This window comes from Microbulbifer sp. JSM ZJ756 (assembly GCF_044383805.1).
In the GTDB taxonomy this organism is placed as follows: domain Bacteria; phylum Pseudomonadota; class Gammaproteobacteria; order Pseudomonadales; family Cellvibrionaceae; genus Microbulbifer; species Microbulbifer zhoushanensis.
In genome coordinates, this window is record NZ_JBISER010000013.1 from 60,641 (window position 1) to 82,513 (window position 21,873).

Here is a 21,873-nt window from a genome sequence, read left to right on the forward strand (position 1 = left end):
CCGTCCTGTGAGTCAGTCCTCCAGCCCCAGCTTCTTCAGGCGGTAGCGCAGGGATCGGAAGCTAATGCCCAGTTTCTGGGCTGCGGACGTCCTGTTCCAGCGTGTTTCAGCCAGGGTCGATTCGATTACATGTCGCTCTATTTCCTGCAGATACCGGTCCAGGGACTGATGGCGTGCCAGGTCGAAGCCTGGCTCGTGGCCAGCATCAAGCACTCCATCCAGAGGCTTTTTCCGAGCTGGTAATGCATTTATTTCTGCACCCTTATGGTCGAAGGGGGAATCATGTGGCGCCGCACGCTGGCAGGGTTCCAGTAGCAGGTCCTCGGCCTGTATAACCTGCTGTTCACAGAGAGTAAGGGCCCGTTCCAGTATATTTTCCAGCTGGCGCACGTTGCCGGGAAAAGGGTACTCCTGTAATGCCCGAAAAGCGCCTTCCGACAGTCTGGGCATATCGGTACCGGCTTCACTGGCGATACGGCGCATGATCGTTTGCGCCAGTAGTGGAATATCCCCGGCGCGTTCCCGCAGCGGGGGTACGTGGATATCGATTACATTTATTCGGTAGAAAAGGTCACTGCGAAAACGCCCGGCAGCCACCTCTGCGGAGAGATCCCTGTGCGTGGCACTGAGAATGCGGACATCAATGGGGACCTCTTCACTGGACCCGACCGGTCGCACGCTCTTCTCCTGAATTGCCCGCAGTAGCTTCACCTGCATTTCAAGGGGCAGGTCGGCAACTTCGTCGAGGAACAGGGTGCCGCCTGCCGCACTCTGGAAAAGACCCGCCTTGTCCCTATGCGCCCCGGTAAAGCTCCCCTTGCGATGGCCGAAAAACTCACTCTCCATCAGCTCGGTGGGAATGGCGCCACAATTAATGGGGACAAAGGGCTTGTCAGCTCGCGCTCCCTGTTCGTGTATGGAGCGGGCGGCCAGCTCCTTGCCGGAGCCAGATTCTCCGCTGATATAAACAGGTGCATCACTTCGTGCAACCTTGGCGATCCGCTGGCGCAGCTGCTTCATTACCGGTGCCTGCCCGAGCAGCCGGCTGTGCATACTGTCATTGGCGACAATTTCACGGCGGTCGAGTCGCAGGGCCAGTTGCACCAGGGCGCGTAACCGCTCCAGGTTGACCGGCTTGCTGACAAAGTCGAAGGCGCCCAGTTTCAGCGCGTCGATGGCGGTATCCATACTGCCGTGGGCTGTAATTACCGCGATCGGGAGGTCTCCGTGCTGTGTTGTATGTTCCTGTAAATGGCGCACCAGTTGCAGTCCGTCCCCGTCTGGCAGGCGCATGTCAGTAAGGCAAAAATCGTAGCGGTGCTGACCGAGGAGCCGGTGGGCTTCCCCCAGGCTGTTGGCGGTATGGCTGTTGACGTCCATCCGCCCCAGGGTCATGGTCAGGAGCTCGCAGATGTCCGGCTCGTCATCGACGACCAGTGCAAGAGGCTGCATAGAGTGTGCGCTTTATTTTTGGTATGGATGAGCGGTCTATACCCGAATTATGCCAGACCCGGGCGGGATCCAGTCAACTTGGTGCTGTGATCAGAATACTTTCCTGGCATGGGCGAATTCAATCCTGAAGCAGCTGCGGCTGCTGGCATCGTGACAGTATTGCAGGCTCGCCTGGTTGGACTCGCACAGTTCCCGGGCGATATAGAGACCCAGCCCGCTGCCGCCCTGGCCGTTGGTGAAAAACGGCTCAAAGATCTGTTCGCGGTATTGCTCGGGCACGCCCGGGCCGGAATCAATCACATCCAGGATTGCGCAGTCCCGACCCGGGTGCCGGTAGACATGAAGCTCGAATTCCGGCACTTGGGTATCCTGGCGGGAATGTACGAGAGCATTGTTGCACAGGTTGGTAACCACCTGCGCAAGTTGCGCACTATCAAAGCGGGCGGAAAGCGGCCCGTCTGGCAGTTCCAGGGTTATCCTGGCGTCCGCTGGCATACCGATACGATAGTCGGCGATAAAGCGCTCGACCCAGTAGCCCAGCTCATGCAACTCCGGCTCCGGGGCCCGGCGCCTGGAGAGCTGCATCACATTCTCGACGATCTGGTTGACCCGCTCGCTGTGCCGGTAAATGATTTCTGTCAGGTGGCGGTCATCCGCGGAAAGCGTCGAGGACTCCGTGAGGAGCTGTGCGGCATGGCTGATAGCGCCGAGGGGGTTGCGTACTTCGTGAGCGATAGACGCGGTGAGGTGACCGAGTGAGGCGAGTTTGAGCTTCTGCGCTTCCTGGTTCAGCTTGCGATTGTCATCGACAAAAACCAGGGTGTTGTCACCATGCTCACGTCGCAGGTTGGCAAAGCTGAGTCGTAACTCACTGCCACCATCGAGTTTCACCAGCTGTCCATTGCGTCCCGGATCCCGCTTCCATTCCCTCAAGGCGGACAGCATGGCCTCGTGCAGATCGGTGCCGGGTTGCATCCGGTTGGCGGTCAGGCGCAGGGCGGCCTGGTTGGCCAGCTCCGTTTTTTGCGCAGAGTTCAGTACCAGCACACCTGTGCGCATACGCTCGATGATTTGCTGTGCCAGGCGCTGCAGGTGGGCCGCGTGGCGGCTCTGCTGGTCGGCGCGCCAGGTGGCCATATTGATCATGCCCGACAGGTATTGCAGCCCGCTGACCGCAAGGAACAGCAGGATTCCCAGGCTGCCTGCGGCGACAATGTCCCGGGAAGCTGCAGTGCCAGCCACCAGTCCGTAAACCTGCTGGGCAATCACGCCACTGCTGGTCAGCCCCGCGAAAAAAGCGCCCAGTCGCCGATCCAGCAGCAGGGAGCCGGCCGCGCAGTTTATCAGGAGCAGGTAGCCCAGCCCGGATGTCAGGCCGCCACTGGCGTGGATCATAGTGAGGAACGCCGGGATATCGCAGCCGAGCATCAGGGCTACCTGGCCGACACTGGAATGGTAGCCCGTGCTGCGGAGGTGCAAAAGCCAGCCTGTATTGAGCACCACGTAAGCAACGGCGGTATTCAGGAAGAGAGTCGGTACAGTATTGCCCAGTGCCCCGTGACTGATGTCGGAGATAAAGATCCCCATCAGCACCACGGAGATTGCCACGCGGTAGAAAGCGTAAACACGCAGGAGTTCGATGTATTGGAGGGCGGGTCTGCTGGGGGAGGGGGCTGCGCTGCTCACGTTTATTCTTCCCATACTGGTATGCCGCTGCGGTTGTCCCTGTGGCAAGGTACACTCGCTGTAAAGCGGTATAATCGCCGCTTCCCCGATCCGAGGTAACAAGATGTCTACTTTGCAGCTAGTGCTGGCACAAATCAATTCCCTGGTGGGTGATATCCCGGGCAATACCGCCCAGGTGATCGATGTGACCCAGCGGGCCCACCGGGAGCTCGGTGCCGAACTGGTGTTGTTTCCCGAACTTACGCTCTGCGGTTACCCCCCGGAGGACCTGCTGCTGCGGCCCAGCATGGGGCGGCGGATAGACGCGGCGCTCGGCCAGCTTCAGGCCGCTGAGCTGCCCTGCGCGGTGTTGGTGGGCTATCCCCGGGTAGTGGCAGGCAAGGTCTTTAATATCGCAGGGCTGATTGTTGATGGAGAGCTGGTGGCGGAATATGCCAAGCAGAAGCTGCCCAACTACCAGGTCTTCGACGAGATGCGCTATTTCGTGCCCGGCGACCAGCCCTGTGTCGTTGATATCAAGGGTATCCCCACGGCGATCACTGTTTGCGAGGATATCTGGCATCCGGAACCGGTGGCCCAGGCAGCGGCTGCCGGCGCGAAGCTGATGCTCAATATCAATGCCTCGCCCTTCCATCGCGGCAAGGCCCAGGAGCGCCTAGAGCTGCTGGGGAACCAGGCCCGTCTCGGCAAGATGCCGATCATCTATGTCAATTCCATCGGTGGCCAGGATGAGCTGGTATTCGATGGCGGCTCCTTTGCGGTCGACGCACAGGGCAAGTTGTGCGCGCGCGCGCCGGAGTTTGTTGAGCACCTGCTGTCCGTACAGGTACAGTCCCGCGATGGCCGCGTCGCGCTGGCGCAGGGCGAAATGGTGCCTGCAGAGTCTGACCTGGCGGCGGTGTACAGGGCGCTGGTGCTTGGGGTTCGCGATTACGTGAACAAGAATGGTTTTAACGGTGTGGTGCTGGGACTCTCCGGCGGCATTGATTCCGCCTTGACATTGGCGGTGGCGGTGGATGCCCTGGGCAAGGAGCGCGTCGAGGCCGTCATGATGCCGTTCCGCTATACATCGGACCTGAGCAAGAACGATGCGGCCGACCAGGCCCAGCGCCTGGGGATTCACTACCGGGTGATCAGTATCGAACCTATCTTCGACGCCTTCATGGGGGCGCTGGCTGAGGAATTTGCCGACACGCAACGGGATACCACCGAGGAAAACCTGCAGGCGCGCTCCCGCGGGGTCATCCTGATGGCGATCTCCAACAAGAAGGGCGCCATGGTGCTAACCACCGGTAACAAGAGTGAGATGGCGGTGGGCTACGCCACTTTGTACGGTGATATGGTCGGGGGCTACAGCGCCCTGAAGGATGTGCCCAAGATCCTGGTCTACGAGCTGGCCCGCTACCGGAACACCATCTCGGAGGTGATTCCCGAAACCGTGATCACCCGACCGCCCACGGCGGAGCTGGCGCCGGACCAGGTGGACTCCGACAGCCTGCCGCCCTACGAGATTCTCGACGAGGTGCTGAACCTGTATATCGAGCGCGACTTCAGTGCCGCCGATATCATCGCCCGGGGCTTTGACGGGGAAATGGTGGAGCGTGTGGTGCGGTTAGTGGATCGCAACGAGTACAAGCGTCGCCAGGCCGCGGTGGGGGTACGCATTTCCGAGCGAGGTTTCGGGCGCGACCGGCGCTACCCGATCACCAATGGCTGGAAGGCCGGCGAATAAGCGGGGCCGGACTGGCCGGGTACAAAAAAGGCGCCGTGAGGCGCCTTTTTTTGGTCGCGGTCCGGGCCAGCAGCTTTACAGGAGCTCCGGCGGCAGCGGGGCGTCTTCGTCGCGGAACTCGGCGTTGTAGAGTTCGCGGCTATCGAACCCGCGGGGGTCCGACTTCTCGAACAGTCCCAGGGTCAGGCGGTGTACCAGGCTGCGGCCGCTGGCACCCTTGTAGTAGCTGTAGTTGAAACTGCCGTCATCCTTCAGGGCCGGGTGATGCGGGTAATTGGTGCGCAATACGTTCAGGGCGTCATTCTCCAGGCTTTGCATACCCATCAGGTGATAACCCTGCACCATGGTGGCTAGTGCATCCGGCACAGCGGGGGTCTGCTGGAAGTTCTCGACCACGTAGCGGCCGCGGTTGGCCGCTGCCAGGTAGGCACCGCGCTTGAAGTAGTAGTTGGCCACGTGGATCTCGTAGCGGGCCAGCAGGTTGCGCAGGTGAATCATGCGCTTCTGGGCGTCCGGAGCGTAGCGGCTATCCGGGTAGCGCGCCATCAGCTGGGCAAAATAGGCGAATGACTCCCGCGCCGAGCCGGGGTCGCGGCGGGTCATGTCCGTGGGCAGGAAGCGCTCGAACAGGCCGGTGCCTTCGGTGAACGACGCCAGCCCTTTCATGTAGTAGGCGTAATCCACATTGCGGTGCTGCGGATGCAGGCGGATAAAGCGGTCCGCTGCCGCGATGGCGGCATCGTTCTCATAGTTGCGGTAATAGGCGTAGATCAGTTCCAGCTGCGCCTGCTCCGCGTAGCTGCCGAACGGGAAGTTATCCTCCAGCGCCCGCAGGTTCTTGATCGCCAGGTCCCACTGGCTGGATCGAAGCTGGCGCTGGGCGGCTTCATAGAACGCCTGTTCTGTACGGCTGCCGGAGGGCAGGCCCTCTTCCTCTTCATCGGTGCTGGCGCAGGCGACAAGTATCGCGGACAGTACAACCAACCACAGGGTTTTCCAGGCCTGCATAGCCCCTCGCTCTATCATTATTACTCTCTACCTTCTTGCATTGGTTCCGCAGCGACTCCTCTCGGGGACCGGCTGTGCGGTACACTGGCCGCCTTTCGCTGGGCGGCGGGCGGTCATTTAACCACAGTCGCGCAGTCGTCCAAAGTATTTGAGCCTGATCAATGACTGACCAAGTGGAACTCGAACTGGAAGTGCCGGCACAGATGGCCGGCTTGCGCTTAGACCAGGCGGCGGCCGAATTAATTCCCGATTATTCCCGCGCCAGGTTGCAGGCGTGGATCAAGGGCGGCCAGCTGACCGTGGACGGCCGCGCCGCGCGTCCCCGCGACAAACTGTTCGGCGGTGAGCGGCTGAGCCTGCGGGCAGAGCTGGAGCCGGCAGGGGAGTGGCGCGCGCAGAAACTCGACTTGAGGGTCATCTACGAGGATGAAAGCCTGCTGGTGCTGGACAAGCAGCCCGGGCTGGTGGTGCACCCGGCCGCGGGTAACCCGGATGGCACTCTCTTGAACGGCCTGCTGCACCATTGCCCGCAACTGGAGAAGATCCCCCGCGCCGGTATCGTTCACCGGCTGGACAAGGACACCAGCGGCCTGATGGTGGTGGCCAAGACCCTGCCTGCGCAGACCGGGCTGGTGGAGCAGCTCAAGCAGCGCACCGTCAGCCGGCAGTATGACGCCATCGCCCAGGGGAAAATCACCGGTGGCGGAACGGTCGACGCTCCCATCGGCCGCCATCGCCAGAACCGGTTGAAGATGGCAGTACTGGCACACGGTGGCAAGGAGGCGATCACCCATTACCGGGTACAGGAGCGTTTCCGTGCCCATACCCTGGTGCGGTGCCAGCTGGAAACCGGGCGGACACACCAGATCCGTGTGCATATGGCGCATATCCGTCACCCGCTGGTTGGCGACCCGCTTTACGGTGGGCGTTCCCGGGTGCCGCCTGAGGCCGGGGAGGCGTTGCTGCAGGAGTTGCGACAGTTTCCCCGCCAGGCCCTGCACGCGGCGGAGCTGGCACTGGTCCACCCCGGGAGCGGGGAGGAAATGCACTGGTCGACCCCCATGCCCGCGGATATGCTGCACCTGCTGGAATTACTGCGTGCCGACGCCACGGGCACTCCCGGCTGAGCGCATCGTCGCTGCCGGGAATTCAAACAATTGCTGAAGGAACTGGAATGACTGCCGATCACTACCTGGTCCCCGACTGGCCCGCTCCCGCCAATGTGCGCGCCGCCACATCGCTGCGCCGGGAAGGGCACAGTTCGGGTGCCTACGCCGCCTTCAACCTGGGAGCCCATGTGGGGGATGACGGCGACGCCGTTGGGGCCAACCGGCGCCAGCTGGCACAGGAGCTGCAGCTGCCGGCAGAGCCCCAGTGGCTGGAGCAGATCCACAGTGACCGGATTGTGGAGGCACACCGGGATGGCCTGGTACGGACCGCCGACGCGGCCTTCTCCCGCGAGGCGGGCACCATCTGTGCGGTACTGACTGCCGATTGCCTGCCGCTGCTGCTTTGCGATCGCGCCGGCACAGTGGTGGCGGCGGTGCATGCCGGCTGGCGTGGGCTGGCGACTGGCGTGATTCGCAACAGTGTGCGGGCGCTGGGGTGCGACCCGGCCGAGCTGCTGGCCTGGCTGGGGCCTGCCATCGGACCGGAAGCCTTCGAGACCGGCGTCGATGTGCTGGAATTGTGTTTCGAGCACGCCATGGACAGTGCCCATACGGAGCGCATGGCCCAGTGTTTCCGCCCGCACGCAGCCAAGCCCCTGCACTTTCTCGCAGATATCTATGGCCTGGCCAGGGCAGAGCTGGAAAGCCTCGGGGTCAGTGCTATTTACGGTGGCAACCGCTGCACCTTTACCGAGTCCGGGGACTTTTATTCGTATCGACGCGATGGCGTTACCGGCCGCATGGCGTCGCTGATCTGGCTGACCTGAGCCGCCGGCTCTCGAAAACCGCCCCGCAATAATAACCCCCTCCAGTGTGCGGGTATTGAAAACCTCTCGCACGCCCCCATTTTATTTCCTGACCCGGGAGACCACCGGATTCACCGTGGGATCCCCTAGACTCAGAGTTGGCGCCGTCGTGCGTCACCCCACTGTCAAATTGCTTTTACTGTGCCGAGGGAGGAGACCCGTCCATGCGCATAGACAAAATGACAAACCCGCTGCAGGCCGCGATTGCCGATGCGCAATCCCTGGCGGTGGGGCGTGACCATAACCAGATATATCCCGAACACCTGTTGCAGGCGCTGCTGGACCAGTCTGGCGGCAGTGTCCCTGCATTCCTGTCACAGGCCGGCTTCAACCTGAACGGGCTGCGTAACGACCTGGCGAAAAGGCTCGACCAGCTGCCCACGGTAACCTCGCCGACCGGCGATGTGGGCATGTCGCAGGAACTGATGCGCCTGTTCAACCTTGCCGATAAAAAAGCGCAGCAAAAGGGCGACAGCTTTATCGCCAGTGAAACCGTATTGCTGGCCGCATTCGATTCCGCCGCCGGCGAAGTCTCCAAGCTGCTGCATGCCAATGGCGACCTGAAACAATTGCAGGCAGCCATCGACAAGGTCCGCGGTGATGAGAAAGTCAGCGATGCCGGGGCCGAGGATGCGCGCCAGGCCCTGGACAAGTACACCCTGGACCTGACCGAGCGGGCGGTGTCCGGCAAGCTGGACCCGGTGATTGGGCGCGACGACGAAATCCGCCGCACCATCCAGGTATTGCAGCGCCGCACCAAGAACAACCCGGTCCTGATCGGCGAGCCGGGCGTGGGCAAGACTGCCATTGTCGAGGGCCTGGCCCAGCGCATCGTCAATGGCGAGGTGCCCGAGGGCCTGAAAGACAAGCGCCTGTTATCTCTGGACCTGGGGGCCTTGCTGGCCGGTGCAAAATTCCGGGGCGAGTTTGAGGAACGGTTGAAGGCGGTGCTGAACGAACTGTCCAAGCAGGAAGGCCGTGTCATCCTCTTCATCGATGAACTGCACACCATGGTCGGCGCCGGCAAGGCCGAGGGCGCCATGGACGCGGGCAATATGCTCAAGCCGGCACTGGCCCGTGGCGAGCTGCATTGCGTGGGTGCCACCACCCTGGACGAATATCGCAAGTACATCGAGAAAGATGCCGCGCTTGAACGTCGCTTCCAGAAGGTGCTGGTGGACGAGCCCACCGAAGAGGACACCATCGCCATCCTGCGCGGCCTGAAAGAGCGCTATGAGGTCCACCACGGTGTGGATATTACCGACTCGGCGATTATTGCGGCGACCAAGCTGTCGCAGCGCTACATCACCGATCGCCAGCTGCCGGACAAGGCTATCGACCTGATTGACGAGGCCGCCAGCCGTATCCGCATGGAAATCGACTCCAAGCCGGAATCCATGGATAAGCTGGAGCGACGCCTGATCCAGCTGAAGATCGAGCGCGAGGCGGTCAAGAAGGACAAGGACGACGAAGCGGCGCAGAAGCGGCTGCAAAAGCTGGAAGAAGATATCCGCGAAATCGAGAAGGAATATGCCGACCTGGAAGAGGTCTGGAAAGCCGAGAAAGCCCAGCTGGCCGGCAGCACGGATACCAAGGAAAAGCTCGAGCAGGCCAAGCTGGATATGGAAGCGGCCCGCCGTGCCGGCGACCTGACGCGCATGTCGGAGCTGCAATACGGGGTGATCCCGCAACTGGAGCAGCAGCTGCAGCAGGCCAGTGATACGGAAGCCACCGAGGAGCCCCGGCTTTTGCGCAACCGGGTCACTGACGAGGAAGTGGCTGAGGTGGTTTCCCGCTGGACCGGCATCCCGGTATCGAAAATGCTCGAGGGCGAGCGAGAAAAGCTGTTGCGGATGGAGGACGCCCTGCACCATCGGGTGATTGGCCAGGACGAGGCCGTCAATGCGGTGGCCAATGCCGTGCGCCGTTCCCGGGCGGGCCTGTCCGATCCCAACCGGCCCAACGGTTCCTTCCTGTTTCTCGGTCCCACCGGGGTGGGCAAGACGGAGCTGTGCAAGTCGCTGGCGGAATTCCTGTTCGACAGCCAGGACGCCATGGTGCGCATCGATATGTCCGAGTTTATGGAAAAGCACTCGGTGGCACGACTGATTGGTGCGCCGCCCGGGTATGTCGGTTACGAAGAAGGTGGTTACCTGACCGAGGCGGTGCGTCGCAAACCCTATTCTGTAGTGCTGCTGGATGAGGTGGAGAAGGCGCACCCGGACGTATTCAATATCCTGCTGCAGGTCCTCGAGGATGGCCGCCTTACGGATGGCCAGGGACGCACGGTGGATTTCCGCAATACGGTGGTGGTGATGACCTCCAACCTGGGATCTGACCTGATCCAGAAATATGCCAGCAAGAAAGAGGAAGACGAACTCGACAGCGAAATCCATTACCGCCAGATGAAAAACGCGGTGATGGATGTGGTGGGTGAGCACTTCCGGCCGGAATTCATCAACCGCATCGACGAGGTGGTAGTGTTCCATCCGCTGGCACGGGCCCAGGTGCGCTCCATTGCCGAAATCCAGCTGGAGCAGCTGCGCCGCCGGCTGGCGGAGCGCGACCTGCGGCTGGAAGTGGCCGAGCCCCTGCTGGACAAGCTGGCGGATGTGGGCTTCGACCCGGTCTACGGCGCGCGCCCGCTCAAGCGTGCGATCCAGATGTGGCTGGAAAACCCGCTGGCCCAGGATGTCCTGTCGGGCAAGTTCGCACCCGGCGATACCATCCATGCGGAGCTGGAGGGGGATCACGCCGTCTTCCGCAAGTGATACGTCCCACCCTGTGAAATGGCCCGCCGGCGCGAGCGCACCGGCGGGCTTTTCTTTATCCGCCGCCCCATTGCCCGCTCCCGCCGGACCGTCCGTTTTCGACCCCTGGCTGCAGCCCACCGATTGCCAACCGTCATTCCTGCCCGCGCTTGCCTATCCTGACTGCTGGGCCCGGTCAATTTGACCGGCTTGCCCCTGCGTGGATATGTGGCAATCGACAGGGAGTTGCAGTGGCTGGACGCAATCCGGTATTCAACAAGCGCATGCTGCTGATGCTGCTGGGCTGCCTGCTGCTGTTTGGCGGCATCTTTGCCTTCAAGATGTTCGGCAAAATGATGATGAACCGGGCATTCGACAATATGCCATTACCGGCGGCCACGGTCACCGCAGCGCGGGTCGAGCGGCAGCTCTGGCAGGAGAGCCTGTCTGCCGTAGGCACATTGCGCGCCGTCAATGGCGTCGAGGTAACGACCCGCGCCCAGGGCGTGGTGCAGCGGATACTGTTCGATTCCGGCCAGCCGGCGGAGAAGGGACAGTTGCTGGCGGAGTTGTCGGCGGAACCGGAAAAGGCGGAACTGGAAGTGCTGGAGGCGGAGCTGCGGCTGGCCCGCCGCAATCACCAGCGCATCAAGGCGCTGCACGTCAAGGGTGTCACCACCGATGCGGAGCTGGATGACGCACTCAGTACCCTGGACCGGGTGTTGGCAAGTATCCGTGTGCAGAAAGAGACGGTGGAGGAGCACCGGGTTGTGGCGCCGTTTTCCGGGCGGCTGGGTATTCGGCGCATCGACCTGGGGCAGAACGTCGCGCCCGGAGATCCGGTGGTCTCCCTGCAGCAGCTGGACCCGATTTTCGTCGATTTCTACCTGCCGGGCCGCTACTTCGCGCGCATCAAGACCGGTCTTCCCATCGAAGTCACCACTGATGCGTTCCCGGAAAAGACATTCCCGGGCAAGGTGACAGCCATCGATCCCGGTATCGACAGTGCCAGTCGCAACTTCCTGCTCCAGGCCACCATGGACAACCCCGGCGACCAGTTGCGCCCGGGCATGTTCGCCGACGTGTCGGTGGACCTTCCCCGCCGGCGCAATGTGCTGGTGGTGCCGCGCACGGCAGTCAGCTTCTCTCCCTACGGCAATGCCATCTTTGTCCTGCAACAAGACCCGGAGGGCAATGGCCTGGTGGCGAGCAAGCGGTTTGTAAAAACCGGTGAGGAGCGTGGTGACCTGGTGGAAATCATCGAGGGGGCGGAGGAGGGGGAGCGTGTCGCCACCAGCGGCCTGCTGAAGTTGCGTAACCAGAGCCCGGTCACCGTCAATAACGAGGAGACACTGCCGGCGAAGGCGGATCCACAGCCGGAGAACAGCTGACCATGGCCACGACCGCAACCGGTGCCCCCGCGTGAATTTTACCGAGATCTTTATCCGCAAGCCGGTGCTGGCGACAGTGGTGAGCCTGTTTATCTTCCTGCTGGGGCTCCGTGCCGCCACCGAGCTCAACGTGCGCGAGTACCCGGAGCTGCAGAATGCGGTAATCACCGTAACCACGGTCTATGTAGGCGCCGATGCAGACCTGGTGCAGGGATTTATCACTACGCCACTGGAACAGGAGATCGCCACCGCCGACGGCATCGACTACATGGTGTCCACCAGTGTGCAGGGGGTGTCGACCATCCAGGCCTATGTGCGCCTCGATTTTGATCCCAACCAGGTGCTCACCCAGGTGGTGGCCAAGGTCAACCGCCTGCGCAGCGAGTTGCCGGAGGAGTCCGAGGATTCCACCGTGGATATGGCCATCGGCCAGACGGTGGCGGCAATGTACCTGTCGTTCTCGTCCGGGATCCTCGATAACAACCAGATTACCGATTACCTGACACGGGTGGTGCAGCCCAAGCTGTCGACCATCCCGGGTGTGCAGCGTGCGCGCCTGCTGGGCAACCGGACCTTCGCCATGCGTATCTGGCTGAAGCCGGCAGAAATGGCATCGCAGGAGGTAACCCCGGGGGATGTCAGTGCGGCGCTGCGCGCCAACAATGTGTTGTCAGCGGTGGGCAGTACCAAGGGCCGCTGGATCACCGTGGAAATATCAGCCGATACGGATATCGCCTCTGAGGAGGCTTTCCGTGACCTGGTGGTGCGCTCCGACGAGGACCGCATCGTGCGGCTGGGGGATATCGCTGAGGTGGAGCTGGGTTCCGAGTCCTACGATACCTCGGTCACCTTTAATGGGCGTTCGGCCACCTTTATTGCGGTGGAGGTGGCTCCGGATGCCAATGCGCTGGAAGTCATCCGCGAGGTGCGCAGGAAACTCGATGGTGAGGTTTTCCCGCAGCTGCCGGAGGGCATGATCGGTGAGATTCCCTACGACAGCACCGAGTACATCCAGGACTCGATCAACGAGGTGGTGAAGACGATCGCCGAGGCAGTGTTGATCGTGATCGTGGTGATCTACCTGTTCCTCGGTTCCCTGCGCAGCGTGGTGATCCCGGCGATCGCGGTGCCGCTGTCGCTGGTGGGGGCGCTGTTCCTGATGCTGCTGATGGGGTTTTCCATCAACCTGCTGACCCTGCTGGCGATGGTGCTGGCCATCGGTATCGTGGTGGATGATGCCATCATCGTGCTCGAGAATGTACACCGCCACATCGAAGAGGGCATGACGCCGCGGGACGCCGCCATTCGCGGTGCGCGCGAACTGGCATGGCCGGTGGTGGCCATGACCACCACCCTGATTGCCGTGTACCTGCCGATCGGTTTCCTGGGCGGGCTCACCGGCACCCTGTTTGTGGAGTTCGCCTTCTCCCTGGCCGGGGCGGTGCTGCTGTCCGGTGTGGTGGCGCTGACCCTGACGCCGATGATGGCGTCAAAGATCCTGAAGCCGCCGAAGGAGAATGGCGGCAATAGCCTGGAGCAGTGGCTGGAAAGGCAATTCGAGCGTATGCAGCAGGGATACCAGCGGCGGCTGCACAGCGCCCTGGATGACCGGCTGGTGATCCTGCTTTTCGGGTTGATTGTGCTGGTGAGTTGTTATTTCCTGTTCGTCACCTCGCCCAGCGAGCTGGAACCGGATGAGGACCGCGGTTTTGTCCTGACCATTTCCTCGGCGGACTCCTTTGCCACCATCGATTACCTGGAGCGCTTCACCCGGGAGCTTAACGTCATTGCCGAGCGGCATGCCGACGAGGTGGAAAACCTGTTCCTGCTCAACGGGGTCGGCGGTGCCGGTAATGCCACCAACAGCGCCATTGCCGGTTTCGTGCTCGCGCCCTGGAACCGGCGTGCGCTGGACACTGCCGAGATGAAGGACATTATCAGCAACGAGGTGGCAGAGATCGCCGGCCTCAAGGTGGCGGTGGTGGTACCACCCAGCCTGCCCACCGCCGGTGGCCGCCTGCCAGTGGAGTTCGTGGTCGGCTCCACCGAGCCGATGGAAAACCTGGCCTCGTTTGCCGACGAGATCATGGAGCGGGCACTGGCCAGCCGTAAGTTTATTTTCGTGGATTCCGACCTGAAGCTGGATAAGCCCAAATTGCGGGTGCTGGTGGATCGCAACAAGGCGGCAGCAATGGGGATCACCATGGCGGATATCGGGCGGGAGCTGGGGGCCATGATGTCGGGCGCCTATACCAATCGGTTTTCGCTGGAGAACCGCAGTTACAAGGTGATTCCCCAGGTGGTGCGGCGCGAGCGGCTGACTGGCGCCCAGCTCAAGCAGTACTACATCCGCAGCCGTTCCGGGCAGCTGGTGCCCATGTCGACGCTGGTAAGCCTGGAGGAAACGGTGGAGCCACAGCAGCTCAAGCGTTTCCAGCAACTCAATGCGGTGACCATTTCCGGTGTCCCGCGCCCGGGCATCACTCTGGGGGAGGCGCTGGGGGTGCTGGACAATGCCGCGGCAGAGGTATTGCCGCCGGGCTATTCGGTGGACTACGCCGGGCAGTCGCGCCAGTACAAGGCGGAGGGCTCCGAGCTGGTGGTTACGTTTTTCTTTGCCCTGATCGTGATTTACCTGGTGCTGGCGGCGCAGTTCGAGAGCTGGCGCGACCCGCTGATCATGCTGATGACGGTGCCCATGAGTGTCTGCGGCGCGATGATTTTTGTCAGCCTGGGGCTCACCACACTGAATATTTATACGCAGGTGGGGCTGGTGACATTGATCGGCGTGATATCCAAGCACGGCATTTTGATTGTCGAGTTCGCCAACCAGCTGCAGCAGGACGGCCGGGACAAGCGCACGGCAATCGAGGAGGCGGCATCGATCCGGTTGCGTCCGGTGCTGATGACGACGGCATCACTGGTGCTGGCAATGGTGCCGCTGCTGCTGGCGGCCGGGCCGGGCGGCGGTGCCCGTTTTGCCATGGGCCTGGTTGTGGCGACAGGGATGACCATCGGCACGCTGTTCACCCTGTTTGTCGTTCCCGCCATGTACCTGTACCTGGGGCGGGACTACCAGCGAGAGGAGGATATGCGGGAGGCGGAACAGAACGGCTAGGCATGTGTCGGGCAGCGTATTTGCACGGGATGTGATTGTCGTAACAGGAGGTGTGGGGTCTCCTGGCCGACCCTATACTGCCGGGCAGTCCCAAGTGGTTCGGGTGGGAATGCCCAACCCGGCCAATCCCGTGCTTCACTGTGGAGGTGAAATCATGCGTTTAGTGCAACACATATTTACCCGATTAATTCTGGCACCAGTGCTGCTGGCAGCGCTCTACAGCGGCTCGCTCAATGCCAGTGATCCCGGCAAGACTATCGCGGCAAATGCTGCCAAGGCGGATAACCTGTCCACACTGGTAGCCGCGGTAAAAGCTGCCGAATTGGTGGATACCCTGAATAGTGAGGGTCCATTCACCGTATTTGCGCCAACCAATGACGCATTTGCTGCCCTGCCGGCCGGTACTGTGGATACGCTGCTGAAGCCGGAGAACAAGGAGAAGCTGCAGAAGATTCTCGGCTACCACGTGCTCCCCGGCAAAGCGACCGCCGAGGTGGTGATGGAAATGACCAAGAAGGGCGGTGGCCACGCCAAGGTAGCGACGGTCCAGGGCGAAGAGCTGACCCTCAAGGTAGACGGTGGCAAGGTAACTGTCACTGACTCCAAGGGCAATACAGCCACCGTGATCCGGGCTGACCTCATGAACTCCAATGGCGTGGTTCATGTGATCGACGGGGTGCTGATGCCCAGCAAGAAATAGGCCTTGGGCCTTTCACCCGGGCGGCCAGTACGGCCGCCTTTTTATTGCCCATAAGGTAGGAACTGTCCGGTTATGGCCCCGGGTGGGAGTCGGTCAGCAATCCCGCGCAATGGTTTCACGGGTCTGGCGGATTCTCGCCTGGCGTTCATCCTCGGGCAGCACGCGGATTTTTCCGGAGGCGTCCACCTCGCGGACCCGGGAGTGCGCGGTCAGTTCCTGCAGGTTCGTCTGCGCCTGGCGACAACGCTGGAGCCGCACGGATTTCTGGGCCTGCGTCAGCTGGGTGTCCTCACCCACGTCCGGGTTGGTCCCGGTTTCACGCTTGCCGGCCTCGTTCAATGGGGATTCCTCGTTGCCCTCGCCCTCGGCGGCTTTGGCCAGGGCGTCCTGCTCCTGTTTCCATTGGCGGTAGCGCTGGGACTTGGGCTCCTTGACCACTTCCACGGCCTTTTTCTGCGGCGGTTGGGAGCCAAAATGCACTACCCCGTTCTCGTCGGTCCACTTATAGATGCCGTCTGCGTATGCAGTGCAGGCCAGGGAGGCCAGCAGGATTGCAGAGAGAAAGCGCATTGGGTGCCCCTTGTTGTAATTCGTTGTCATGCCGGTCGTCGTTAGTGCCATTGTACCGCCCGGGCGGTGTTTTCCTGCAACCGCTTTAACACTTTTGGCCTGTGGGGGCGGGGACAGGTTGACAAGCCGGGGGCAGTTTGCAGAATCGACGGCACCTCCCGGTGCCTAGAAGTTGCCGCACACCCCGCGGTCCCTGTCTATCCTGAATGGGCCAAACGCCCGTTACCCCGCGCTGGAGACCCTCCCACCCCGGAGGCCTGCAAGCCCTGTTGGACGCTGCCTGGACAGCGGTTGCGGGTGTGCGCGCCTGCCTGCTCGATGAAGTTATCCTAAAAATCGATCTTTGGCGTGCTACAGGCTGATATTTGTCATCAAAAAGCTTTATAATCGCGCTCTGCGTTTCGCTTCTGTGGTTTATTTTTATGCCCGGGGTGATGCGCATCCTAATTTACGTGAAATTTTAGGGGGCTTCAGTGGAATTACTCTCCGGCGGCGATATGTTGGTTCGCGCGCTGCAGGATGAAGGGGTAGACCTTATCTTCGGTTACCCCGGCGGTTCAGCATTGCATATATACGATGCCATTTTCCGGCAGAAGGGCATCAAGCACGTACTGGTGCGTCACGAGCAGGGCGCGACCCACGCGGCGGACGGTTATGCCCGTTCGACCGGCAAGACCGGTGTGGTGCTGGTGACCTCGGGCCCGGGCGCCACCAATGCGATTACCGGCATCGCCACTGCCTATATGGATTCTGTACCGATGGTGGTGATTTCCGGACAGGTGACCAGCGACAAGATCGGTGAGGACGCCTTCCAGGAAACGGACATGGTGGGCTGCTCGCGACCGATCGTGAAGCACAGCTTCCTGGTCAAGAATGCTGAAGATATCCCCATGGTGGTGAAGAAGGCCTTCTATATCGCCAATACCGGTCGACCGGGGCCGGTGGTGATCGACGTGCCCAAGGATGTCACCAATCCCACGGAGCGTTTCCCCTATGAGTACCCGAGCAAGCTGCGCATGCGTTCCTACACGCCGGCGGGCAAGGGGCACACCGGGCAGATCCGCAAGGCCCTGGCATTACTGTTGTCTGCCAAGCGTCCGGTCATCTATGCCGGCGGCGGCGTGGTGCAGGGCGAGGGTGCGGAGCTGCTGACGGAGCTGGCGCAGGCGCTGAATTACCCGGTGACCAACACCCTGATGGGGCTCGGTGCCTACCCCGGCAGTGACCGGCGTTTTCTCGGCATGCTGGGCATGCACGGCACTTTCGAGGCCAACACGGCCATGCACCATGCCGATGTAATTTTTGCCATCGGGGCGCGTTTTGACGACCGGGTGACCAACACCCCGGGCAAGTTCTGTCCCGGGGCCAAGATCATCCATGTTGATGTCGATCCCGCGTCCATCTCCAAGACCATTACCGCTGACGTGCCGATCGTGGGTACGGTGCAGTCGGTATTGGGGGAAATGCTGGGCATGCTGCGGGAGTGCGGTGAGCAGCCGGACCAGTCGGCAATCGTCGACTGGTGGCGCCAGATCGACGACTGGCGCGAACGCCACGGTATCTACACGGCGCCCCGCTACCGCACCGATGGGGGCCTGATCATGCCGCAGGAGGTGATCAAGGCCGTGCATGAAATTACTGCGGGCGACGCCTTCGTGACCTCGGATGTGGGCCAGCACCAGATGTTTGCCGCGCAGTACTACCTGTTCGACAAGCCGCGGCGCTGGATCAACTCCGGTGGCCTGGGAACCATGGGCTTCGGGTTGCCGGCGGCGCTGGGGGTAAAGATCGCCCACCCGGACAGCGAGGTGGTCTGCGTGACCGGTGAGGGCAGTATCCAGATGTGCATCCAGGAGCTCTCCACTGCCACCCAGTATCACTTGCCGGTCAAGATCCTGTGCCTGAACAACCAGGCCCTGGGCATGGTGAAACAGTGGCAGGAAATGCAATACGAGGGACGCCTGTCCAACAGCGTGTACGAAGAATCACTGCCAGACTTTGTCAAACTGGCCGAGGCCTACGGGCACGTCGGCATGAAGATCGAATCGCGCGAGGCGCTCTACGACAAGTTGACCGAAGCCTTCTCCATCAAGGACCGCACGGTGTTTATCGACGTCTACGTCGATCCATCCGAGCATGTATATCCCATGCAGGTGATGCCCAATGGCTCAATGCGGGATATGTGGTTGAGCAAGACGGAGCGGACCTAGGGAAGTCAGAATCATGCGCAGAATTATCTCAGTATTAATGGAAAACGAGCCCGGCGCCCTCTCGCGGGTCGTAGGGCTTTTCTCGCAACGCGGCTATAACATCGAGACCCTGACCGTCGCCCCGACGGAGGATGAAACGCTGTCGCGCCTGACCATGGTGACCATTGGTGACGATCACAAGATCGAGCAGATTACCAAGAACCTGAACAAGCTGATCGATGTGGTGAAGCTGGTCGACCTGACCGAGGGATCCCATATCGAGCGGGAGCTGTTGCTGGTGAAGGTGCGGGCTTCCGGTGCGCAGCGCGACGAGGTCAAGCGCAGTGTGGATATCTTCCGGGGCCAGATCGTCGACGTCACCAGCAATATGTACACGGTGCAGGTGACCGGCACCGGCGAGAAGCTCGATGCGTTCCTGCAGGCGCTGGGTGAGCACACCATCATGGAGGTGGTGCGTTCCGGTGTCTCCGGCATATCCCGCGGCGAAAAAGTCCTGAGTGTATAGACGCCTGCCGTCGGGCAGGACATGAATTCAATTAATCGTTCAGTAATAGGAAGTGAGCAATGCAAGTTTACTACGATAAAGATTGCGACCAGTCTTTGATCCAGCAGAAAACCGTGGCCATCATCGGTTACGGCTCCCAGGGCCATGCCCACGCGAATAACCTCAAGGATTCCGGCGTAAAGAACGTGGTCGTGGGCCTGCGGAAGAACTCCAGCTCCTGGGCCAAGGCCGAAAAGGCCGGCCTGCGTGTGGCGGAAGTCGCCGATGCGGTGAGGGATGCGGATGTGGTGATGATCCTGACCCCGGACGAGTACCAGGCGGCGATCTATCGCGAGCAGGTGGCCCCCAACCTGCGCTCAGGTGCGGCGCTGGCATTTGCCCATGGCTTCAATGTCCACTTCGAGTTGATCGAGCCGCCCAAGGACGTCGATGTCATCATGATCGCGCCCAAGGGGCCGGGCCACACGGTTCGCTCCACTTACCTTGAGGGCGGTGGTGTGCCCACCCTGATCGCGGTCTACCAGGACGCGTCCGGCTCGGCCAAGGACCTGGCGCTGTCCTACGCGTCTGCCAACGGTGGCGGTCGCTCCGGTATTATCGAGACCAACTTCCGCGAAGAGACGGAAACCGACCTGTTCGGTGAGCAGGCCGTGCTCTGTGGTGGTGTATCCGCGCTGGTCATGGCCGGTTTTGAAACCCTGACCGAAGCCGGTTACGCGCCGGAGATGGCTTACTTCGAGTGCCTGCATGAGCTCAAGCTGATCGTGGACCTGATGTACCAGGGTGGCATCGCCGATATGCGCTACTCTATCTCCAACACCGCTGAGTATGGTGACTATGTCACGGGCCCGCGCATCGTGACCGAGGAAACCAAGGCAGAAATGCAGCGCGTACTGAAGGATATCCAGGCGGGCCGTTTCGCCAAGGACTTCATGCTGGAGTCCCTGGCCGGGCAGCCGCGCCTCAAGGCCGAGCGCCGTATCAGCAGTGAGCACCCGATCGAGCAGGTGGGCGCCAGGCTGCGTGGGATGATGCCCTGGATCAAAGCCAACAAGATCATCGACAAGACCGAAGGCAATAGCTGACGGTAACTGATGGAGAAGGCGGCGGGGGCGACCCCGCCGCTTTTTTTTGCGCCAGGGGTCCTGTGCGCGCTGTCGAAGATCGCTGTACACTCGCCGGCTGTATTCAGAGTCAACGGAGAACCTATGAGCGACAAAAGGGATGCCACCGGGGCCGCCGGCAATGGGGATGACCGCCGGGAGGAGATTCGCATTCCGGTGGACGAGCATATTGAGGAAGAGGTTTCGGCCAGCGGCACCCGGGTCAGGGCTCGGGGTGTCTACCTGCTGCCCAACCTGATTACCACCGGTGCGCTATTCAGTGGCTTCTACGCAATTATTGCGGGGCTGGGCGGGAATTTCGAAGCCGCAGCCATTGCGATTTTCGCCGCGATGATCCTCGATGGGCTCGATGGCCGGGTGGCGCGGCTGACAGATACCCAGAGTGCGTTCGGGGTCCAGTACGACTCCCTCTCGGACATGGTCTCCTTTGGCCTGGCTCCGTCACTGGTGGTATTCAGCTGGGCGCTGGGGCCGCTGGGCAAGTTCGGCTGGGCGGCGGCTTTCCTCTACGCCGCCTGTGCGGCGCTGCGACTGGCTCGGTTCAATACCCAGGTGGACACCGTCGACAAGGGGGTGTTCATCGGGCTGGCGAGCCCGACTGCGGCGGCGATTGTGGCCAGCATGGTGTGGGCGGGTCACGACGCTGAGGTCGGGGCGGGTATCGGGCTGGTAGCGGCACTGGTAACCGTAGCGGCGGGGCTGCTTATGGTGTCGAACTTTCGCTACACGAGCTTCAAGACCATCGACTTCAAGGGCCGCGTACCCTTTGTCATGATGCTGGCGGTTATCCTGGTGTTTAGTCTGGTGACTATTGACCCCCCGAGGGTGCTGCTTGCGCTGGCAGTAATCTATACCTGCTCGGGGCCTGCAGTCTGGGCCTGGCAGGTGGTGCGTAAGCGCCGTGAAGATGGTGCGGACAAAGACGGCTCGGGGAAGGATCCGGAGGGCGCGGCGGCCAAGGTGGACCAGGGCGGTGACGACGGTCCCGGTTCCGACAACTCTGGCGATGCCCGGTAGGTATAGGTACTAGTTGCGGTCTCCGGGTGGTGAACCGCGGTTCGTGATACTAAAGTTAAAGGGTGGCGCCACGGTAATGGCGGGGCGCCGGTGAGCACAAATCGGGGGTGTAACCAGGTTCTCTGGATAGTATCCACTCCGGTTGAAAAAAGTGCTTGCACCTGGCTCCGCCAGTCCGTATAGTTCGCGCCCTCGCTGCTTGAGAAGTGGCGGGGAGGCAGCTCCAAGTGATTGATTTTCTTAAGAAAATTTCTTCAAAAAAGAGCTTGCCAGACACGGAGAGGTCGCTATAATGCGCGCCACTTCGGAAGGGCCAGGCGGTCCTTCGGGGTCGGGAAAGGACGCCTTTGGGCATCGGTTTCCGGCGCTGAAAAAGCCTTCAAAAAAAGGTTTGCCAAACAGGAAGAGGCCGATATAATGCGCGCCCCTTCGACGGTCACCGGAAGCGGTGGTCGGGGATCCCGGAAAGGCCCGAGCGGCCGGCACGGGAAGCCAAATAAAAGCTGCGAAAAGCACTTGCTTCAGCAGCCCGGATGTGTAGAATACGCGTCCCGCAGTCAGGGCCTGGCGCCCGACTGAGTTGTTTAAAAATTCGATCAAGCAATGCGTGTGGGTACTTGCGGAGCGACGAATCG

At 61.5% G+C, this 21,873-nt stretch carries 16 protein-coding genes; 11 read left to right on the forward strand and 5 right to left on the reverse strand.

The genetic code is table 11. The features are described from left to right. Positions 1–12: 12 nt before the first annotated feature. Positions 13–1,452 carry a sigma-54-dependent transcriptional regulator gene (locus tag ACH6CX_RS17485; protein ID WP_396676072.1) on the reverse strand — a complete coding sequence of 480 codons (1,440 nt, stop codon included), beginning with the start codon at positions 1,450–1,452 and terminating at the stop codon, positions 13–15. Between the two features lie 90 nt (positions 1,453–1,542). Next, on the reverse strand, positions 1,543–3,138 hold the full coding sequence (locus ACH6CX_RS17490; RefSeq protein WP_334079267.1) for an ATP-binding protein: 1,596 nt from the start codon (positions 3,136–3,138) through the stop codon (positions 1,543–1,545). Positions 3,139–3,241: 103 nt separating this feature from the next. On the opposite strand from ACH6CX_RS17490, the gene ACH6CX_RS17495 reads away from it, so the two are divergent. After that, on the forward strand, positions 3,242–4,870 hold the full coding sequence (locus ACH6CX_RS17495) for an NAD+ synthase (RefSeq protein WP_334079266.1): 1,629 nt from the start codon (positions 3,242–3,244) through the stop codon (positions 4,868–4,870). A gap of 75 nt (positions 4,871–4,945) precedes the next feature. Here ACH6CX_RS17495 and ACH6CX_RS17500 read toward each other — a convergent pair whose 3' ends face one another. After that, positions 4,946–5,878, reverse strand: a complete 933-nt coding sequence (locus ACH6CX_RS17500) for an outer membrane protein assembly factor BamD (protein WP_232940948.1) — start codon at positions 5,876–5,878, stop codon at positions 4,946–4,948. A gap of 161 nt (positions 5,879–6,039) precedes the next feature. On the opposite strand from ACH6CX_RS17500, the gene rluD reads away from it, so the two are divergent. The 6 genes from rluD (at position 6,040) to ACH6CX_RS17530 (ending at position 15,812) form a co-directional block, all read left to right on the forward strand. Further along, positions 6,040–7,005: a 23S rRNA pseudouridine(1911/1915/1917) synthase RluD gene (gene rluD / locus ACH6CX_RS17505; RefSeq protein ID WP_232940949.1), complete on the forward strand. Its 966-nt coding sequence runs from the start codon at positions 6,040–6,042 to the stop codon at positions 7,003–7,005. A gap of 47 nt (positions 7,006–7,052) precedes the next feature. Further along, positions 7,053–7,814, forward strand: coding sequence for a peptidoglycan editing factor PgeF (pgeF, locus tag ACH6CX_RS17510; protein WP_396676075.1), 762 nt, complete (start codon positions 7,053–7,055; stop codon positions 7,812–7,814). 203 nt (positions 7,815–8,017) lie between these two features. Beyond that, the gene (gene clpB, locus ACH6CX_RS17515; RefSeq protein WP_334079264.1) at positions 8,018–10,624 is read left to right on the forward strand and encodes an ATP-dependent chaperone ClpB; all 2,607 of its coding nucleotides are present in this window, start codon (positions 8,018–8,020) and stop codon (positions 10,622–10,624) included. A gap of 230 nt (positions 10,625–10,854) precedes the next feature. After that, positions 10,855–11,994 carry an efflux RND transporter periplasmic adaptor subunit gene (locus ACH6CX_RS17520; protein WP_237064371.1) on the forward strand — a complete coding sequence of 380 codons (1,140 nt, stop codon included), beginning with the start codon at positions 10,855–10,857 and terminating at the stop codon, positions 11,992–11,994. A gap of 31 nt (positions 11,995–12,025) precedes the next feature. Beyond that, a complete protein-coding gene (locus ACH6CX_RS17525; protein WP_232940953.1) occupies positions 12,026–15,112 on the forward strand; it encodes an efflux RND transporter permease subunit in 3,087 nt (1,028 codons plus the stop codon). Positions 15,113–15,266: 154 nt separating this feature from the next. Next, positions 15,267–15,812 (forward strand): fasciclin domain-containing protein, encoded by a 546-nt coding sequence (locus tag ACH6CX_RS17530; protein WP_232940954.1) that lies wholly within the window; start codon positions 15,267–15,269, stop codon positions 15,810–15,812. A gap of 93 nt (positions 15,813–15,905) precedes the next feature. Here ACH6CX_RS17530 and ACH6CX_RS17535 read toward each other — a convergent pair whose 3' ends face one another. Next, the gene (locus ACH6CX_RS17535) at positions 15,906–16,412 is read right to left on the reverse strand and encodes a DUF4124 domain-containing protein (RefSeq protein WP_237064366.1); all 507 of its coding nucleotides are present in this window, start codon (positions 16,410–16,412) and stop codon (positions 15,906–15,908) included. Positions 16,413–16,855: 443 nt separating this feature from the next. Here ACH6CX_RS17535 and ACH6CX_RS17540 point away from each other — a divergent pair, with 443 nt between their 5' ends. The 4 genes from ACH6CX_RS17540 (at position 16,856) to pssA (ending at position 21,238) form a co-directional block, all read left to right on the forward strand. Then, positions 16,856–18,592, forward strand: a complete 1,737-nt coding sequence (locus ACH6CX_RS17540; protein ID WP_232940956.1) for an acetolactate synthase 3 large subunit — start codon at positions 16,856–16,858, stop codon at positions 18,590–18,592. Between the two features lie 13 nt (positions 18,593–18,605). Further along, positions 18,606–19,097, forward strand: coding sequence for an acetolactate synthase small subunit (gene ilvN, locus ACH6CX_RS17545; RefSeq protein WP_232940957.1), 492 nt, complete (start codon positions 18,606–18,608; stop codon positions 19,095–19,097). Between the two features lie 59 nt (positions 19,098–19,156). Further along, positions 19,157–20,182 carry a ketol-acid reductoisomerase gene (ilvC, locus tag ACH6CX_RS17550; protein WP_232940958.1) on the forward strand — a complete coding sequence of 342 codons (1,026 nt, stop codon included), beginning with the start codon at positions 19,157–19,159 and terminating at the stop codon, positions 20,180–20,182. Between the two features lie 123 nt (positions 20,183–20,305). Further along, entirely contained in the window at positions 20,306–21,238 is a 933-nt protein-coding gene (gene pssA, locus ACH6CX_RS17555) for a CDP-diacylglycerol--serine O-phosphatidyltransferase (protein ID WP_232940959.1), read from the forward strand. 240 nt (positions 21,239–21,478) lie between these two features. On the opposite strand, the gene ACH6CX_RS17560 is transcribed toward pssA, so the two are convergent. After that, on the reverse strand, positions 21,479–21,873 hold a 395-nt coding region (locus ACH6CX_RS17560), incomplete at its 5' end, for a hypothetical protein (RefSeq protein ID WP_396676080.1).

Bases quoted from the DNA above. Each gene is read 5' to 3' on its own strand.
- ACH6CX_RS17485 (WP_396676072.1), bottom strand. From the start codon at position 1,452: ATGCAGCCTCTTGCACTGGTCGTCGATGACGAGCCGGACATCTGCGAG.
- ACH6CX_RS17495 (WP_334079266.1), top strand. From the start codon at position 3,242: ATGTCTACTTTGCAGCTAGTGCTGGCACAAATCAATTCCCTGGTGGGT.
- ACH6CX_RS17500 (WP_232940948.1), bottom strand. From the start codon at position 5,878: ATGCAGGCCTGGAAAACCCTGTGGTTGGTTGTACTGTCCGCGATACTT.
- rluD (WP_232940949.1), top strand. From the start codon at position 6,040: ATGACTGACCAAGTGGAACTCGAACTGGAAGTGCCGGCACAGATGGCC.
- pgeF (WP_396676075.1), top strand. From the start codon at position 7,053: ATGACTGCCGATCACTACCTGGTCCCCGACTGGCCCGCTCCCGCCAAT.
- clpB (WP_334079264.1), top strand. From the start codon at position 8,018: ATGCGCATAGACAAAATGACAAACCCGCTGCAGGCCGCGATTGCCGAT.
- ACH6CX_RS17530 (WP_232940954.1), top strand. From the start codon at position 15,267: ATGCGTTTAGTGCAACACATATTTACCCGATTAATTCTGGCACCAGTG.
- ACH6CX_RS17535 (WP_237064366.1), bottom strand. From the start codon at position 16,412: ATGACAACGAATTACAACAAGGGGCACCCAATGCGCTTTCTCTCTGCA.
- ilvN (WP_232940957.1), top strand. From the start codon at position 18,606: ATGCGCAGAATTATCTCAGTATTAATGGAAAACGAGCCCGGCGCCCTC.
- ilvC (WP_232940958.1), top strand. From the start codon at position 19,157: ATGCAAGTTTACTACGATAAAGATTGCGACCAGTCTTTGATCCAGCAG.
- pssA (WP_232940959.1), top strand. From the start codon at position 20,306: ATGAGCGACAAAAGGGATGCCACCGGGGCCGCCGGCAATGGGGATGAC.